This window comes from Pseudoduganella sp. HUAS MS19, assembly GCF_053615455.1.
Map to the genome: position 1 here is coordinate 5,622,517 of NZ_CM132133.1, position 16,061 is coordinate 5,638,577.

A 16,061-nucleotide genomic window follows, 5' to 3' on the forward strand; every position below is an offset into this window, starting at 1 on the left:
TCGCAACCCGCGCCAGCGGACAACTTTAACGAAGAGACAATAATGAGCCCACAACCCGTGCACATGAAATCCCCGAAACGCTGGCGCCTTCCCCTGATCGGCCTGGTGGTGCTGGGCCTGGCCGGGGGCGGCTGGGCCGTCATGAAAGCGCGCGCCAAGCCGGCCGAAGCGCCGAAAGCCACGGCCGCCACGCCGGCGCCAGTGCTGGAACTGGCCAGTGCCGACGTGGCCGCCATCGATACGCGTGCGCTGTCGGTCGGCCTCCCACTGTCGGGTTCGCTAATCCCGGTCCAGCAGGCCACGATCAAATCCAAGGTGTCCGGCCAGGTGCAGCAAGCGGCGCTGCGCGAAGGGGTCTCGGTGCAGGAAGGCCAGGTGCTGGCCCGCCTCGACCAGGCCGACCTGACGGCGCGCCTGGCCCAGCAGCAGGCCATGCTGGAGGAAGCGCAGGCCAGGCTGAGCATGGCGCAGAAAAACGAATACAACGCGAAAGCGCTGCTGTCGCAGAAATTCATCTCGCAAACCAGCTTCGACACCACGGCCAATGCCGTCGCGCTGGCGCATGCCAATGTCAAATCTGCTACCGCCCTGGTCGAACTGGCCCGCATCGCGCTGAACGACAGCGTGATCCGTGCCCCGATCGGCGGGATCATCTCCAAACGTCATGTGCAGGCGGGCGATAAGGTCGCGCCTGACATGCCCGTCTACACCATCGTCGGCCTGCAGGAGCTGACGCTGGAAGCGCAGGTGCCGACTACCGACATCCCGCGCGTGAAAGTCGGCCAGCAAGTCAGCTTCCAGGTCGACGGCTTCGCCAGGCGCGAATTCAGCGGCAAGGTGGCCCGCATCAACCCGACCACGGAAGCCGGCTCGCGCGCCATGCTGGTCTACATCTCGGTGCCGAACGCCGACGGCGTGCTGCGCGGCGGCATGTTCGCCAAGGGCAATATCACCACCGAGCGCACCAGGGAGGCGCCGATGGTTCCCCTGGCTGCCCTGCGAGAGGAAGCGGGCAAGCAGGTGGTCTACAAGATCGCCGATGGCATCGTTGTGTCGCAGCCGGTCAGCCTTGGCCTGCGCAGCGAGGACGTGGGCCTGGCCGAAGTGACCGGAGGCCTGGACAAGGGCGCCAACGTCATCATCTCCAGGCTGGAAGGGGTGAAACCGGGCGCCAAGGTCAAGCTGGCGGCGCCGGCAAGCGCTCCCGCCGCCAAGCCGGCCATGTTGGCAGCGGCTAAAGGCTAAGGGACGCCGCCATGTGGATTACGAAAATCTCGATCCGCCAGCCGGTCTTTGCCACCATGGTGATGGTGGCGCTGATGGTGCTCGGCATCTTCTCTTACAAGGGCCTCGGCGTGGAATCCATGCCGAATGTTTCGTTCCCGTTTGCCGCGATCGAAGTGGTCTACCCGGGCGCCTCGCCCGAAGCGGTGGAAAACGACATCACGCGCCCGATCGAGGACATCGTCAACACCGTATCGGGCGTCAAGACCATCCGCTCGAACTCGTGGGAAGGCAAGTCCGGCGTCTATGTCGAATTCGAACTGTCCACCAATATGGACAAGGCGATGCAGGATATGCGCGACAAGATCGCACTGGTGCGCCCGAAATTCCCGCGCGAAGCCAAAGAACCCTTCATCGCCCGCGCCGAAGGCGAGAACGACCAGCCCATCGTCAGCCTGTCGTTCATCTCGGACAAGCGCAGCCTGCGCGAACTGTCCACCATGACCGACCAGATCCTGGCCAAGCGCTTCCAGGGCGTGCCCGGCGTGGGCCAGGTGCGCGTGTTCGGCACCACCAAGCGCCAGATGCTGGTCAGCCTGCGCCCTGCCGATATGCGTGCGCAGGGTGTCGGCGTCGATGAGGTAATGCGCGCCATCCAGAACACCAACGCCAACCTGCCGGCCGGCCGCCTGACTGCAGACGTCACTGAAACCCTGGTGCGCGTCGAGGGTAAGCTGAAGGAGGCGCAGGAGTTCAACAAGATTATCGTCGCGCGCCGCGCCAATGGCCCGGTCTATCTGGACCAGGTGGCCGATGTGATCGACGGCGAGGCCGAGGAGCAGTCGATCTCGCGCGTCAACGGCAAGCGCGCCGTATCGCTGGACATCACCAAGGTGCAGGACGCCAACGTGGTCGAAGTCGGCAGCGGCATCCTGAAAGTGGTGGAGAACCTGCGCAAGACCCTGCCGGAAGACATCCAGATCAAGGTGATGGATTCGCAGTCCGAGCGCGTGCAAGCGCAGCTCGACAACGTGAAGCGCACCATCATCGAAGGCGCAATCCTGACCATGGTGATCGTGTTCTTCTTCCTGCACTCGTGGCGCTCGACCGTCATCACCGGCCTGACGCTGCCGATCTCGGTGCTGGCGTCCTTCATCGCCATGAAGGCTTTCGGCTTCACGCTGAATTTCCTGACGCTGATGGCGCTGTCGCTGTGCATCGGCCTGCTGATCGACGACGCCATCGTGGTGCGTGAAAACATCGTGCGCCACCTCGGCTTCGGCAAGCATCACCGCAAGGCGGCAGAGGACGGCACCAATGAAATCGGTATCGCCGTGATGGCCACCACCTTCGCGATCGTCGCCGTGTTCGTGCCGGTAGCCTTCATGGAAGGCATCATCGGCCGCTTCTTCCTGCAGTTCGGCGTGACCGTGACGGTGGCCGTGCTGGTATCGCTGTTCGTCTCCTTTACGCTGGACCCGATGCTGTCGTCGGTGTGGCACGACCCGGTCAAGGACCGCTTCAAATACCTGCCATGGCTGGGCCGCATCATGGAAAAGGTCGAACACGGCGTGGAAAAGGTGCACAAGATATATGGCAAGGTGCTGGCGCTTGCGCTGAGGTGGCGCAAGCTGACGCTCAGCACCGCCCTTGGCTTGTTCGTGGGCAGCCTGATGCTGGTGCCGATGATTGGCGGCGAGATGTTCCCGGAGACCGACCAGGGCCAGATCTTCCTTCAGTTCAAGGTGCCTGTGGGCTCCAGCCTGGAATACAACGACGCCAAGGTGAAGCAGGTGGAAGCTGCGCTCAAGGAATTCCCTGAGATCGACGCCGTGCTGGCCAATGTCGGTGACCAGGGCGGCCGCCACATGTCCTTCATGCGCCTGAAACTGACCGACGCCAAGACCACCGGCCGCCAGTCGCAGCAAAAACTGGAGAGCGCGATCCGCAAGCGCCTGGAGAGCATCCCTGGCATCACCATGTCGGTGGGCCAGAAGCCGATCTTCATCGCCATCCTCGGCACCGACGAAGCGAAGCTGGAACAGACCGCGCAGACCCTGATGGCCAAGATGCGCCAGATCAAGGGCGTGGCCGACCTGGAATACAGCCAGGAGGGCGCCAATCCTTCGACCCTGATCAAGATCAACAACGAGCTGGCCAGCGACCTGGGACTCACCGTGCAGCAAATAGGCAGCGCCATGCGGCCTTTTGTGGCCGGCGATACGGCCAGCTACTGGCTGGCTGCCGATGGCCAGAACTATGAAGTCAATGTGCAATTGCCGAAATCGGATCGCCAGCGCATCGCCGACCTGGCCGACCTGTCGCTGACTTCCAGCAAGACCGGCCCGGACGGCAACCCCCTGATGGTGCCGTTGCGCCAGGTGGTGGACTTCGTGCCCGGCTTCAGCCCGCAAGTGCTGAAGCGCCAGGCCTTGCAGCGCCGCGTGGCGATCTACGCCGGCACCGAAGGCCGCCCTGCCGGCGACGTCGATGCCGACGTCAAGAAAGCCATGGACTCGATGACCTTGCCGGACGGCGTGCGCTTCGACGTGGCAGGCAATGCGCAGCAGATGGCCGAAACCATGAACGGCGCCATGACGGCGCTGGGCATCGCAGTGGTGTTCATTTACATCGTACTGGCCTCGCAGTTCGGCAGCTTCCTGCAGCCGATTGCGATCATGGTGTCGCTGCCGATGTCGCTGATCGGCGTGCTGGCGGCGCTGCTGGTGACGGGCTCCACGCTGAACGTATTCTCCGTGATCGGCGTGATCATGCTGATGGGGCTCGTGACCAAGAACGCCATCCTGCTGGTGGACTTCACCAACCACGGCCAGCGCGACGGCATGAGCCAGTACGACGCCATCATGGCCGCCGGCCAGGTGCGCCTGCGCCCCATCCTGATGACCACCCTGGCGATGATCTTCGGCATGCTGCCGATGGCGATCGGCCTCGGCGAAGGCGGCGAAACCCAGGCGCCGATGGGTCGCGCCGTGATTGGCGGCGTGATCACCTCCACCCTGCTGACCCTGGTGGTGGTGCCGGTGGCCTACACTTATCTTGACAGCTTCGGCAAGCGCGCCAGGCGCTGGCTGCGCCGCGGCCACCAGGACGAGGCGCCTGCCGTGGAAAAATCCGACGTGGCGGAAGCCGCGTAAAAGTTCGCCCTACCCGTCCCCGCATTGGCGGGGACGATACGGCGGCCGCCAGCCTCTCTCAACAACCGCCGTCGCCGCCTTCGAACAATTTGTTCCAGCCCTTTCCATTACGCTGCAGCATCTCATAGCGCCAGCTCTCATAGCCGCTGTACGCCAACAGCAGCTCCTGTTGTCCATCGCCGTCCGTGTCAACGTAGGCCAGCAGGCTGTAAGAACCCGCGTCTTCTTCCGTCTGCATTTTCTTGAAATAGCGGTGGGTAGCGCCATACTTCCCGCCCCGGTCCGCTTCCATGACCAGCAAGAAGGAATACCCTTGGCCAGACTCGGGATTGGAATACGAAGACGACGCCACCAGCGCAGGCGACGATTGCCCTGGCGCCGGGACCGCCGTAATGAGCAGGCCCCGCTCGTTCCCGGCCGGCGCACGCAGCAAGCGCGCGATAGCGGCTGCCGGCACGCCCTGGGCTTTCAGCATCGCGCCAGCTACGTCAAGCACGCTGCGTTTTTGCGCATCCGCGACAGACAGTTCCTGGCCAGCCGGCTGCTCCGTCAAGGCAAAGTTTGCCGCCAAGCCGCTGCGGACCGCGAGCCTGGCGCCGACACGCTTGTAGTTGGCCGCCATCGAGGAACAACCCATTTCCTGCCGGCCTGCCGCCAGCACCATTCCATCCACTCCGCCGCGCGCATAGAAGTTGTAGGCACGCCCGAGCGCAAAGTAACGACCGGCAAACTTCTGGTCATTCTTGCGCTCTTCCTCGTTGGCACCATTGCTCGCCGAATACCCATGCCACTTCCCGTCGGCAAAGCGAGCCACGGCGCTCATGCCTTCGCCGTCCACGGCGAACAGCATCTTTTCTTCGTTGGGCGCACGCGTGACGGTGGGCGCACGCAGCAGGGCCAGGCGGCGCTCCAGCTTCTGCGTCCACTCCGCATCGCCCGCGCTGCGCACCACTTGCAGCACGGTTTCGAAATTGCTTTCATCCAGCGGATCGAATGCCAGCACGCGTTCGGCCTGGTTGCGCAAGGCAGCGAAATTTCCGGCCTGAGCGCCGCGCAATGCGGCCAGCGCTGCATCCCGCGTCGGCAGTTGCGCTCCCGCCAGGTCGGCGCGCAGCCAGCCTTTCATGCTTTCCGCTCCGTCGACCGTCACCTTGATCCAGCCGTCCTGCTGGCAGAACAGCTCGAGCGGGCGGGCAATCGGTGCGTAACCGACCAGCTCGGCCGTTGCCGATGGCGCCGAGCGCACGGCGGCGGAGCTGGCAATGACGTAGGCCAAAGCGGGGTCCGCGCTTTCGGACTGCGCTGCACACTTTGGCGGGGATAAGGTGCCCTCGGCGGCAACTGCTGGTGGGCTGTTGAGGAGTGCGGTGGTAATCGATAGTGTGGCGAGGGCGTGTCGTTTCATTATTCCTGTGTGGTGGTGTCCGTCTCGCTGGTTTCGAAGCCGGCCTCATCGGCTGCCTGTTCGGAAGGCGGCCGGTTCTTGGCGTCCAGCTTGCGCTGCGCCTTCTCTTCCGCCTTGCGTTTCTTTTCCAACTCGCGCTGCCGTTTTTCGTACTGGAAATTCGTTTTTGCCATGGTGTGATCCTCCTGGCCTCAAGGTAAGCCGATTGGCGCCGCTGCGCAAACGAAATTATCCGCGCGGATGATGTAGCGCATGAAGCTGCTTCAAACGCTCGCGGGCGACGTGGGTGTAGATCTGTGTTGTAGAAATATCGGAGTGGCCTAAAAGCAACTGTACCACGCGCAGGTCGGCGCCATGGTTCAGCAAGTGGGTCGCAAACGCATGGCGCAGGGTATGCGGCGACAGCGGCGCCGTGATGCCCGCCTTCAGCGCATGCTTCTTCACCACCACCCAGAACATTTGGCGTGTCATCGGCCCGCCGCGGCCGGTCACAAACAGCGCGTCGTCCTGCTGTCCGGCGAGAATGATGCCGCGCGCTTCGCGCAGGTAGCGCTCGATCCACAGGCGCGCCTGTTCGCCGAACGGCACCAGGCGCGTCTTGGCGCCCTTGCCGGTGACGCGCAGCACGCCATCGTTCATGCTCAGCTCGAGCGTCTTCAGGGCCACCAGCTCCGACACCCGCAGGCCGCTGGCATACATCAGCTCCAGCATGGTGCGGTCGCGGATACCCAGCGGCGTGCGCAGGTCGGGCGCGGCCAGCAGCGCTTCCACCTGCCCTTCGCTCAGGGTGTGGACGAAGCGCAGCGGCTGCTTGGCCGAAGCCATGCGCAGGCAGGGATCTTCCGCGATATGGCGCTGGCGCAGTGCAAGCTGATAGAAGCGCTTCAGTGCGGACAGGCGGCGGTTGGCCGAGCTGGCCTTGGTGTCCGCATGGCGCGCCGCGAAATAGGCTTGCAGGTCGGCCGTGCCGGCCGCATGCAGGCTGCCGACCGCGGGCCGCGCCGTTTCCAGCCATTGGGCAAAGGCGGTCAGGTCGCGCCGGTAGGCATCGAGGGAATTCCTGGACAGGCCGTCCTCCAGCCACAGGCTGTCGCAGAACTCGTCGATCAGAGCAAGGTTGCCTGCTGCCATTGATATTCTTTATGTCCTTCGTGCGCCAGCAGCCAGCGCTTCACGCCGAGGGTGAAACCGTTCTGGTCGTCGCTGCCGGCAAATCCGCCCAGGCTGCTGGCGCCCATCACGCGGTGGCAAGGCACCAGCGGCGGGAAGGGGTTGCTGCGGCAAGCCTGCCCCACGGCGCGGGCCACGGAATCAAGGTGCCTGGCCAGCTCGCCGTAGGTGCGCACCTGGCCGCGCGGTATCTCGCGCAGCGATTGCCACACGCGGCACTGGAATTCGCTGCCGCGCATGGCCAGCGGCAGGTCGAAGACGTAATCGGCATCGTCGCAATAGGCCAGCAACTGCTGAACGGCCTTTTCCGCCAGCGCATTGGCGGGCGCCTGTTCCGGCGTGTCGCCGGGCAGATAGAACATTTCCGTCACGACTGCGCCGGCCGTGCCGACGCCCATGGCGCCGAACGGGAGATGGATGATGGCGCTGAACTGCCTGCCAACATGTTGTTTTTCGGTCACGCTTACTCCAATAAAACTGTGGCAATCATGCTACACCAGCGCGCCAGGATAGGGCAAAAAAAAACGCACCCTCAGGTGCGTCTTGAATCTTTTTTTTCACCGCCCCGGCCATTTAACCCCGCTTGTGGCGGCGGCCAACGGCATACTGTCAGGCAGCGTGTCTCCTCTATGATCCGCGGCCGCGCCGCTGGTTCTTCTTCTTCACTCCCCACTAAATCCTGTGCCCGTAACCATCATGGTGCAAGTCGCACCGTTCGGGGGCGTCGCCATAGTAACCGATCTTTTTCCGAATATCGTTATTTATTTTGAGCAACTTGACAGGAATTTACTTTGCTGTTTCGCGGTTGATGGCGTGGATCAGGTCTTTGCCGATGCGTTCTTCCATCTGCTTTTGCACCGGCAGCAGGGCATTGCGCCACAAGGCCTGCTCCTGGGCGCTCAGGTTGTAGATCTGGGTCTTGCCGGACTTGCGGATCGCCTCCAGCGCCATATCGTTGTCGCGCTGGGCGATGGCTTTTTCGTAGGTGGTGGCTTCCTTCATGGCTCCTTCCAGCTTGCCGCGGATATCCCCGGGCAGGCCGTCCCAGAATTTCTTGTTGACGATCACCGCGTAACCCAGGTAGCCGTGGTTGGAAATGGTCAGATGCTTTTGCACCTCATGCATCTTCTGCGTGTACATATTGGAGGGCGGGTTCTCGGTGCCGTCCACCACGCCGGTCTGCAGCGCCATATACGCTTCCGAGAAAGCCAGCGATTGCGGAACCGCGCCCAGTGCGCGCATCTGGATGTCCAGCACCTTGGAGGACTGGATGCGCATCTTCAGGCCCTTGAAGTCGGCCGGCACGCGCAACTGGCGGTTGGCCGACATGACCTTGAAGCCATTGTCCCAATACGCCAGGCCCGTGATGCCCTTGGTCTCGAGCTTCTTCAGCAGCGATTTGCCGATCGGGCCTTCGGTCACGTTGTACAGCGCCGTCTTGTTGGGGAAAATGTAAGGCAGGTCGAACACTTCGAACTCCTTCACGCCCAGCGGGCCGAACTTGGCCAGCGACGGCGCCAGCATCTGCACCGCACCCAGTTGCAGGGCTTCCAGCTCCTCCTTGTCCTTGTACAGTTGGCTGTTCGGGTAGACCTGGACCCGGACCCGGCCGCCGGTCGACTTCTCGGCGAGCTGCTTGAAGCGCTCCGCCGCCTGCCCCTTGGGGGTATCCGGCGCCACCACGTGGCTGAATTTGATGACGATGGGCGCCTGGGCCAAGGCTTGGGACGTGACAAATGCGGCCGCGCCGAAGGCGGCCAGGAGGGGCTTCAAATGCATAAGGTCTCCCGGCGATTTTGGTGCATTATTATTCTCACTTTATATTGTGTCCACCGGAATGGTGGCACACAACTGTGGAAACCCACAATACAAGCAGCAACTGGATTCGCTACCCTCGGTGCATGTTGAAACGCATATCCCTGCCCTCTTCCATACGCTGGCTGCTGCCGGTGGTCCTGGTGCTGCTGTTCGTTGCCATCGTGTTCTGGCTGCCGTGGCAGGCGCGCCAGCTTGAAAGCAATGAGCGACAGGAGCAGCTGATCGCCGATACCCTGTGGGTGGAACAGTCGCTCCGCTTCCAGCTCGGCCGCCATGAAGAAAGCCTGCGCGGCCTGGCCAATGAGATCGCCAGCGGCCACCCGGCGCCGGCCGAAGTGCAGCAGCGCATGGGCCGCATGCTGAGAAATGGTGCCGAGCTGAAAAGCGTGGTGCAGGTCGATCCCGCCGGCCGCATTGTCGTGGCAAGCGAGGGGGCGCCGGCCGCCCCGAACGGCAGCGCTATGCTTGGCGCGGCCTCGCTGGCGGCGCAGGACCATGCGCGCCGCACCCACGCTCCAGTCTATGCCGAACCGGAACCGATGGCCGGCAGCACCGCGCCAGGCGAGTTGAAGATGGACCTGCACTTTCCAATTTACCGCGGCGACCAGTGGCTGGGCAGCCTGGTGGCAAGCTTCCAGCTGAGCAGCCTGCTGGAGGAAATGGTGCCCTGGTGGTTCGCGCAAGATAACCAGATCAGCCTGCTCGACCGCGACGACAAGGTGCTGGCGCGCCGCAGTTCGGCCGGTCCCGGCCACGGCGTCTACACCCACAAGCGCGCCCTCGACCTGCCCGGCACCACCATCATCCTGATGACCGACAGCGTCAAGAGCGCACCGAAACTGCTGCCCAACCTGCTGGTCGGCTCCGTCATCGCGCTGTCGCTGGCCCTGTTGTGGAGCCTGTTCGCGCTATGGGGCCACATCTCGCGCCGCCTGGCGGCCGAGGGCGAACTGCGCCAGCAAATGTCGTTCCGCACGGCGATGGAAAACTCGCTGGTGACCGGCTTGCGCGCACGCGACCTGGAAGGCCGCATCACCTACGTCAATCCCGCCTTCTGCCAGATGGTGGGCTACCCGGCGGAAGAACTGATCGGGCGCTCGCCGCCCATGCCCTACTGGGCGCCGGACGTGATGGAGGAATATCAGCACCGCCTGGCCAGCGTACTGGCCGGTTCCATCACGCCCGAATTCGAAACCCTGTTCCAGCGCCCGGACGGCACCCGCATCCCGGTGCTGGTGTTCGAGGCGCCGCTGGTGGACAAGGAAGGGCGCCACACCGGCTATATGGGCTCCATCCTCGACATTTCCGACCGTAAGCGCATGGAGGAACTGAACCGCCAGCACCAGGAAAAGCTGCAAGCGAGCGCGCGCCTGGCCACCATGGGCGAAATCGCTTCCATGCTGGCGCATGAACTGAACCAGCCGCTGGCCGCCATTTCAAGCTACACCACCGGTGCGTTGAATATCCTTGCGCGCGGCGGCGACCCGGCCTTGCTGAAACCCGCGCTGGAACAAGCCGGCACCCAGGCCCAGCGCGCCGGACAGATCATCCGCAGCGTGCACGAATTCGTGAAGAACCGCGAATCGGAGCGGCAGGACGTGGCGCTGCAATCCATGCTCGACGCCATCCTGGTGCTGATCGAGCTGCAGGCGCGCCAGCATCATGTTTCGCTGCAAATCGACATTCCGGAATCGCTGCCGCCGGTGCGCGCCGACCGTATGCTGATCGAACAGGTGCTACTGAACCTGACCCGCAACGGCATCGAAGCGATGGCCGATGTACAGCCGCTGAAAAGGGTGCTGCGCGTGGTGGCTGCAAACGATCCCCTGGCGGGCGTGGTGGTGGTGCAGGTCATCGACAATGGCCACGGCATTCCGCAGGAAGTGGCCGAGCGCCTGTTCTCGCCCTTCTTCTCGACCAAGGCGGAAGGCATGGGCATGGGCCTTAACATTTGCCGCACCGCGATCGAATTCCATGGCGGCACATTGACCCACCGCGGCAATCCGCAAGGCGGTACCATATTCACTTTTACGCTGCCGGTCGCAGGCGGCGCCTAATACAGCAAATTCGGGAGACCCCAGAATGCTACATATCGTTGACGATGAAGCCGTGGTGCGCGATGCCCTGTCCTGGCTCGCATCCTCGCGCGGCATCGCAGCTACCAGCTACGACAGCGCAACCGCCTTTCTCGCCTTCGCACAAAGCGGAGCGTTCGATCCGGAAGGCGACTGTGTGCTGCTCGACGTGCGCATGCCCGAGATCAACGGCATCGCCGCCTTCGACCAGCTGGCGGCGCGCGGGCTGACGGCACGCCTGCCGGTCATCTTCCTTACCGGCCACGGCGACGTACCCATGGCGGTCGACACCCTCAAGCGCGGCGCCTTCGACTTCTTCGAAAAACCCTTCAATGACAACCAGTTGATGGACCGCGTGCAGGAAGGCCTGGCTGCCTCGCGCCAGGCCAGCGCCAAGGCGGCCGTGCAGGCGCGCCTGGCCACGCTCTCGAGCCGCGAGCGCGAAGTGCTGGACCTGATCCTGGCCGGCAAGATGAACAAGGTGGTGGCCGACGAACTGGGCATCTCGATGCGCACCGTTGAAGTGCACCGTGCCCATATCTTCGACAAGATGCAGGTCAAGACCGCTGTCGAACTGGCCGGGCTGCTGAAGTAAAGCGGGCTACACGCCCATGACGGCCTGGTTGCGCCCGCCCTGCTTGGCCCGATATAGTGCCTCGTCGGCACGCCGCACCCATTGTTCATAGCTCGCCTCGTGCTTGTCGCTGATGGCGATGCCGACACTGACCTGGCAGCGGAAAAGGCGGTTGTCGTGGTTGATCTCGCAGCCCGCCACGCGCTCGCGCAGGCGTTCGGCAAATACGAAGGCCCCTTCGCGACCGGTTTCCGGCAGCACGACCAGGAATTCCTCACCGCCGTAGCGCGCGCCGACGTCGACTTCCCGCATCACCGAGCGGATGCAGGACGCCAGCACGCGCAGGGCCGCATCGCCGCCCGGGTGGCCGTACTTGTCGTTCACCTGCTTGAAATGGTCGATATCCAGCAGTACCAGGGCCGAGGCATGGCCTGAGCGGCGCGCGCGGTGCCACTCCGCATCGAGATGGCGGTCGGCGGCGCGGCGGTTCAGCAAACCGGTCAGCGCATCCGTCGTGGCCAGGCGTTCCAGGTCGACATTCATGCGCTGCATCTCGTTCAACAGCCCGTCGGTCGAATCCTGCCAATGCGAGAACAACTGGTAGCCGAAGAAGGCGATGAAAACGATGATGGCCGCGAACACCCAGTAGAAGATCCATACCGTCTGGCGGAATACCTCCGGCGCGTGAGCGGCATCCGCCTCGGCCAGGCGGATCGTGACAAAGCCATAAATCAGTACGCCAGCCGCCACCGTTGCCAGCATGCGCAATACGGAGCGGCGCGAGCCGCCGCGCCGCCTGCGCATCAGTTTCTGGCGCTGCAACTGCCAGCGGTCCACGCGCGGCCACAACACGGCCATTGCCGGGCCGCCAATCAGGACGCTTTGCAGGAAGGAGCCGAGCCACCAGCCCTGCCATACCGGCAGCTGTGCCCCGGGCGCAATGTGATTGGTATAGCTCCAGATCAGGGCTCCGGACGAACCGAAAATGCTGGCCACGAAACAAAGCTGGACGTAAAACATCAGCGAGGTCAGTTGCCGCAGGTCGCGCCGCATGACCATGGCGCGGTAGCCGATCGCCAGGATGCTGAACCCCAGCGGATTGGCGCAGGCGAACAACAGCGCCCAATGCAGGGACATGCCGGCATACAGCGCCAGCACCAGGGTCGAACAATAGGCCGGAACCGCGCCCCACCACCAGCCCAGCGTAAGCGTCAGCAGCAGGCAGATGGGCAGCGGCGGATAAATGGTGACATAGGCGGTGACGCCGCCCATGTCAATGGGCATGCCGGACCAGTTCCATTTGACGGTGGCCACGCCCAGCGCCACGCAAAGCAGCAGCAACAGCAGCCAGCCGCCGAAGATCGCGCGCTTTTCTGGCGCACTGCCATGCCGCCACACATTCACAGGCGACAATTCGCGATAACTCTGTACTGCTTCCGCAAATGGAGACAATTAGTCACTCGGGATTTTTGACCAGGACAGGTCAATTATGCCCTAGTGCTGCCTGTTGATGCTGGCTAAGCGCCCATTCCACGTGCTCGCGCACCATTTCCGACGGGTGGCCGCGGCGCGCCCGCAGCGCAGCCAGGATGGCCGGGTCGCCCTCGGCGCCCATGCGCGCCGCATTGCCAAGTCCTACTGCGAGGTTGCGCAGCCAGCGCTCATGGCCGATGCGGCGGATCGGGCTGCCCTCCATGCGGCGGTTGAACTCCTCCTCGCTCCACGCAAACAGCTCGATCATGCCGGCATTGCCCAGGGCGTGGCGCTCGTCGAAATCCGGCAGCGTGGCGCGCTGGGCGAACTTGTTCCAGGGACAGACTGTCTGGCAATCGTCGCAGCCGTAGACACGGTTGCCCAGCAAAGGCCGCAGTTCTTGCGGGATGGAGCTTTTGAGTTCGATGGTCAGGTAAGAAATGCAGCGTCGCGCGTCCAGCTTGCCCGGCCCGAGGATGGCCTGGGTCGGGCAGACATCGATGCAGGCCGTGCACTGGCCGCAGTGCGCACCGGTCGGTTCATCGACCGGCAATGGCAGGTCGACCAGGATCTCACCCATGAAGAACATGGAGCCCGCGCTGCGGTTGATCAGCAAGGTATGCTTGCCGCGCCAGCCCAGGCCCGACTTTTCCGCCAGCGGCAGTTCCATCACCGGCGCCGAGTCGGTGAACACGCGGTAGCCGAACTGGCCGATCTCCGCGCTGACCTTGTCCGCCAGCTGCTGCAGCCGCGCGCGCAGCACCTTGTGGTAATCGCGGCCGCGGGCATACACCGAGATCACCGCCTGCGTGGGATCGGACAGGCGCGCCGTTTCGCGCTCGCGCCAGCCCTCGCCGGCTGCAGCGGGAAGGTAATTCATGCGGGCCGTGATCACGCGCACCGTGCCCGGCACCAGTTCCGCCGGGCGCGCGCGTTTCATGCCGTGGCTTGCCATATAGTCCATATCGCCGTGCATGCCGGCATCCAGCCACGCTTGCAACCCCGCCTCGGCAGCCGACAGGTCGATATCGGCAATGCGCACCTCTGCGAAGCCGAGTTCCAGCCCCCACGCCTTGATGCGGCTGGCTAATTCGTCTAAATTGGCTTGGGAGAGTGACACGGCCTTACAATGCGGGGAAATCCAAACCATCATTTTATTCGATGCAGCACTTTAAATCCCATCTCCACGACGAAGCCGGTACTGCGGCGCTAGGCGCTGCGCTGTCGCGCGCCCTGCTGCCCGGCATGGCGATCTACCTGCATGGCGACCTGGGCGCCGGCAAGACTGCGCTGACGCGCGCGCTGTTGCATGCGGCAGGCCATGTGGGACCGGTGAAAAGCCCGACATATACCCTGTCCGAGCCCTACCGCGTGAAGGTCGACGGCAAGCTGGCCAATGTGGTGCATTTCGACCTGTACCGCATGGGCAGCCCGGAGGAATTCCTCGATGCCGGCTTTCGCGAAGAGTTCAATCGCGAGAACGTGTGCATCGTCGAATGGCCGGAGAAGGCGGACGGCGTGTTGCCGCCGCCCGACCTTCATGTTTACCTCTCTGTAGCCGGGTCCGGACGTGATGTAGAATTGCAGCCGTCTTCCGCTCTTGGTACGTCATGCCTGCAACGCCTCCAATTCGCTCCAAACCTGTAAGCCGCCGCACGGTGCTCAAGGCCGGCGGCACCCTGCTGCTGTCCGTGTTCGCACCGATGACTGCGCAAGCCGCGCAGATCCTGGCTGTACGCGTGTGGCCGGCGGAAGACTACACGCGCGTCACGCTGGAGAACGACACCGATCTCAAGGTCAAGCACTTCCTGGTCCCTGACCCGGACCGGCTGGTGGTCGACATCGACGGCCTGGTGCTGAACTCCACGCTGAAAAGCCTGGTCGCCAAGATCGAGTCCAACGACCCGTACATCAAGGAAGTGCGCGTCGGCCAGAACCGCCCGAACGTGGTGCGGCTGGTGTTCGACCTGAAGGAAAAGGTCACGCCGCAGGTGTTCACGCTGGAACCGGTCGGCAATTACAAGCATCGCCTGATCTTCGACCTCTACCCGGTCAAGGCCGTCGACCCGATCGCCGCGCTGATCGAGAAAGGCGAGTGGTCGCAGGACGACAAGGCTGACGGCGCCAGCGCGCAGGCGCCTGGCAGCCAGGGCAACGCAACGGGCCAGCCTGCGCTTGCTGGCCAGCCGGCCTCCCCAGGCCAGCCCGCCGCGCCAGGCCAAGCCGGCAGCGCGGGCCAAACGGCCCTGCCCGGCCAAGGCAGCGCGTCCGCAGGCCAGGGCGCCGCTGGCAATGCCCAGGCCACAGCCAGCCAGCCCGGGGCAACCGCGCCAGCGCCCGGCGCCGGCACGCCTGCCCAATCGCCTGCCATCGCTGCGCAACCCGGCGAGCCGGACCCGGCGCCGGCACACCACAAGCCCGGCCAGAAATCCGGCCAGGAAAAGATGGTGCGCATGCTCACCATCGCGCTCGACCCCGGCCACGGCGGCGAAGACCCCGGTGCAATCGGCGCGCGCGGCAGCCGCGAAAAAGACATCGTGCTGGCCATCGCCAAGCGCTTGAAGGACAAGATCGAAGACCACCCCAATATGCGCGTCATGCTCACGCGCGACGGCGACTACTTCGTCCCGCTCGGAAAACGCGTGGAAAAGGCCCGTAAGGTCGATGCCGACCTGTTCGTCTCGATTCACGCCGATGCCTTCGTGAAAGCCAGCGCCCGCGGCTCTTCCGTCTTCGTGCTGTCCGAAAAAGGCGCCACCTCGTCCGCCGCGCGCTGGCTGGCCGACAAGGAAAACCAGGCCGACCTGATCGGCGGCGCCAACGCCAAAGGACACGACCCGCAATTGGCCAGCGTGCTGTTCGACCTCTCCACCACCGCCCAGATCAACGACAGTATGAAGGTCGGCAAGGCAGTGCTGGGCGAAATCGGCGGCATCAACAAGCTGCACAAAGGCTCGGTCGAACAGGCCGGTTTCGCCGTGCTGAAAGCGCCCGACATCCCGTCGATCCTGATCGAGACCGCCTTCATCTCCAACCCGGAAGAAGAAGCGCGCCTGCTGGACGACGCTTACCAGGACAAGATCGCGGACGCCATCGTCAAAGGCATCCGCCGCTATTTCGCCAAGAACCCGCCGCTCTCGAAGAACCGGCTCACTTAAGGAAAGCGC

Annotated in this window: 13 protein-coding genes; 6 read left to right on the forward strand and 7 right to left on the reverse strand. The window is 63.9% G+C overall.

Features of this window, described 5'->3' with window-relative positions; translation table 11 throughout:
* Nucleotides 1-42: 42 nt before the first annotated feature.
* Nucleotides 43-1,245 carry an efflux RND transporter periplasmic adaptor subunit gene (locus ACWBU6_RS25745; protein WP_452646173.1) on the forward strand — a complete coding sequence of 401 codons (1,203 nt, stop codon included), beginning with the start codon at nt 43-45 and terminating at the stop codon, nt 1,243-1,245.
* Between the two features lie 11 nt (nt 1,246-1,256).
* A complete protein-coding gene (locus ACWBU6_RS25750) occupies nt 1,257-4,379 on the forward strand; it encodes an efflux RND transporter permease subunit (protein ID WP_452646174.1) in 3,123 nt (1,040 codons plus the stop codon).
* Nucleotides 4,380-4,437: 58 nt separating this feature from the next.
* Here ACWBU6_RS25750 and ACWBU6_RS25755 read toward each other — a convergent pair whose 3' ends face one another.
* The 5 genes from ACWBU6_RS25755 to ACWBU6_RS25775 all read right to left on the reverse strand — a co-directional run bounded on the left by ACWBU6_RS25755 (nt 4,438) and on the right by ACWBU6_RS25775 (nt 8,733).
* Nucleotides 4,438-5,784 (reverse strand): hypothetical protein, encoded by a 1,347-nt coding sequence (locus tag ACWBU6_RS25755; protein WP_452646175.1) that lies wholly within the window; start codon nt 5,782-5,784, stop codon nt 4,438-4,440.
* Nucleotides 5,784-5,957, reverse strand: a complete 174-nt coding sequence (locus ACWBU6_RS25760; protein ID WP_452646176.1) for a hypothetical protein — start codon at nt 5,955-5,957, stop codon at nt 5,784-5,786. Before ACWBU6_RS25760 ends, ACWBU6_RS25755 begins: the two co-directional genes overlap by 1 nt.
* Nucleotides 5,958-6,012: 55 nt before the next feature.
* Nucleotides 6,013-6,915, reverse strand: coding sequence for a site-specific tyrosine recombinase XerD (gene xerD / locus ACWBU6_RS25765; protein WP_452646177.1), 903 nt, complete (start codon nt 6,913-6,915; stop codon nt 6,013-6,015).
* Nucleotides 6,891-7,415, reverse strand: coding sequence for a methylated-DNA--[protein]-cysteine S-methyltransferase (locus tag ACWBU6_RS25770; RefSeq protein ID WP_452646178.1), 525 nt, complete (start codon nt 7,413-7,415; stop codon nt 6,891-6,893). The genes xerD and ACWBU6_RS25770 overlap by 25 nt, the downstream gene beginning before the upstream one ends.
* Nucleotides 7,416-7,740: 325 nt before the next feature.
* A complete protein-coding gene (locus ACWBU6_RS25775; protein ID WP_452646179.1) occupies nt 7,741-8,733 on the reverse strand; it encodes a TRAP transporter substrate-binding protein in 993 nt (330 codons plus the stop codon).
* A gap of 122 nt (nt 8,734-8,855) precedes the next feature.
* On the opposite strand from ACWBU6_RS25775, the gene ACWBU6_RS25780 reads away from it, so the two are divergent.
* Both ACWBU6_RS25780 and ACWBU6_RS25785 read left to right on the forward strand, forming a co-directional pair.
* On the forward strand, nt 8,856-10,829 hold the full coding sequence (locus tag ACWBU6_RS25780; RefSeq protein WP_452646180.1) for a sensor histidine kinase: 1,974 nt from the start codon (nt 8,856-8,858) through the stop codon (nt 10,827-10,829).
* Nucleotides 10,830-10,854: 25 nt separating this feature from the next.
* Nucleotides 10,855-11,442, forward strand: a complete 588-nt coding sequence (locus ACWBU6_RS25785; protein WP_452646181.1) for a response regulator transcription factor — start codon at nt 10,855-10,857, stop codon at nt 11,440-11,442.
* Between the two features lie 6 nt (nt 11,443-11,448).
* On the opposite strand, the gene ACWBU6_RS25790 is transcribed toward ACWBU6_RS25785, so the two are convergent.
* Nucleotides 11,449-12,873: a GGDEF domain-containing protein gene (locus ACWBU6_RS25790; protein WP_452646182.1), complete on the reverse strand. Its 1,425-nt coding sequence runs from the start codon at nt 12,871-12,873 to the stop codon at nt 11,449-11,451.
* Nucleotides 12,874-12,904: 31 nt separating this feature from the next.
* Nucleotides 12,905-14,014 carry a tRNA epoxyqueuosine(34) reductase QueG gene (gene queG, locus ACWBU6_RS25795; protein ID WP_452646183.1) on the reverse strand — a complete coding sequence of 370 codons (1,110 nt, stop codon included), beginning with the start codon at nt 14,012-14,014 and terminating at the stop codon, nt 12,905-12,907.
* 41 nt (nt 14,015-14,055) lie between these two features.
* Between queG and tsaE the strand changes: the two genes are divergently transcribed.
* The gene (gene tsaE / locus ACWBU6_RS25800) at nt 14,056-14,541 is read left to right on the forward strand and encodes a tRNA (adenosine(37)-N6)-threonylcarbamoyltransferase complex ATPase subunit type 1 TsaE (RefSeq protein WP_452646184.1); all 486 of its coding nucleotides are present in this window, start codon (nt 14,056-14,058) and stop codon (nt 14,539-14,541) included.
* Nucleotides 14,505-16,052: an N-acetylmuramoyl-L-alanine amidase gene (locus ACWBU6_RS25805; RefSeq protein ID WP_452646185.1), complete on the forward strand. Its 1,548-nt coding sequence runs from the start codon at nt 14,505-14,507 to the stop codon at nt 16,050-16,052. The genes tsaE and ACWBU6_RS25805 overlap by 37 nt, the downstream gene beginning before the upstream one ends.
* The last annotated feature ends 9 nt before the right edge of the window (nt 16,053-16,061 follow it).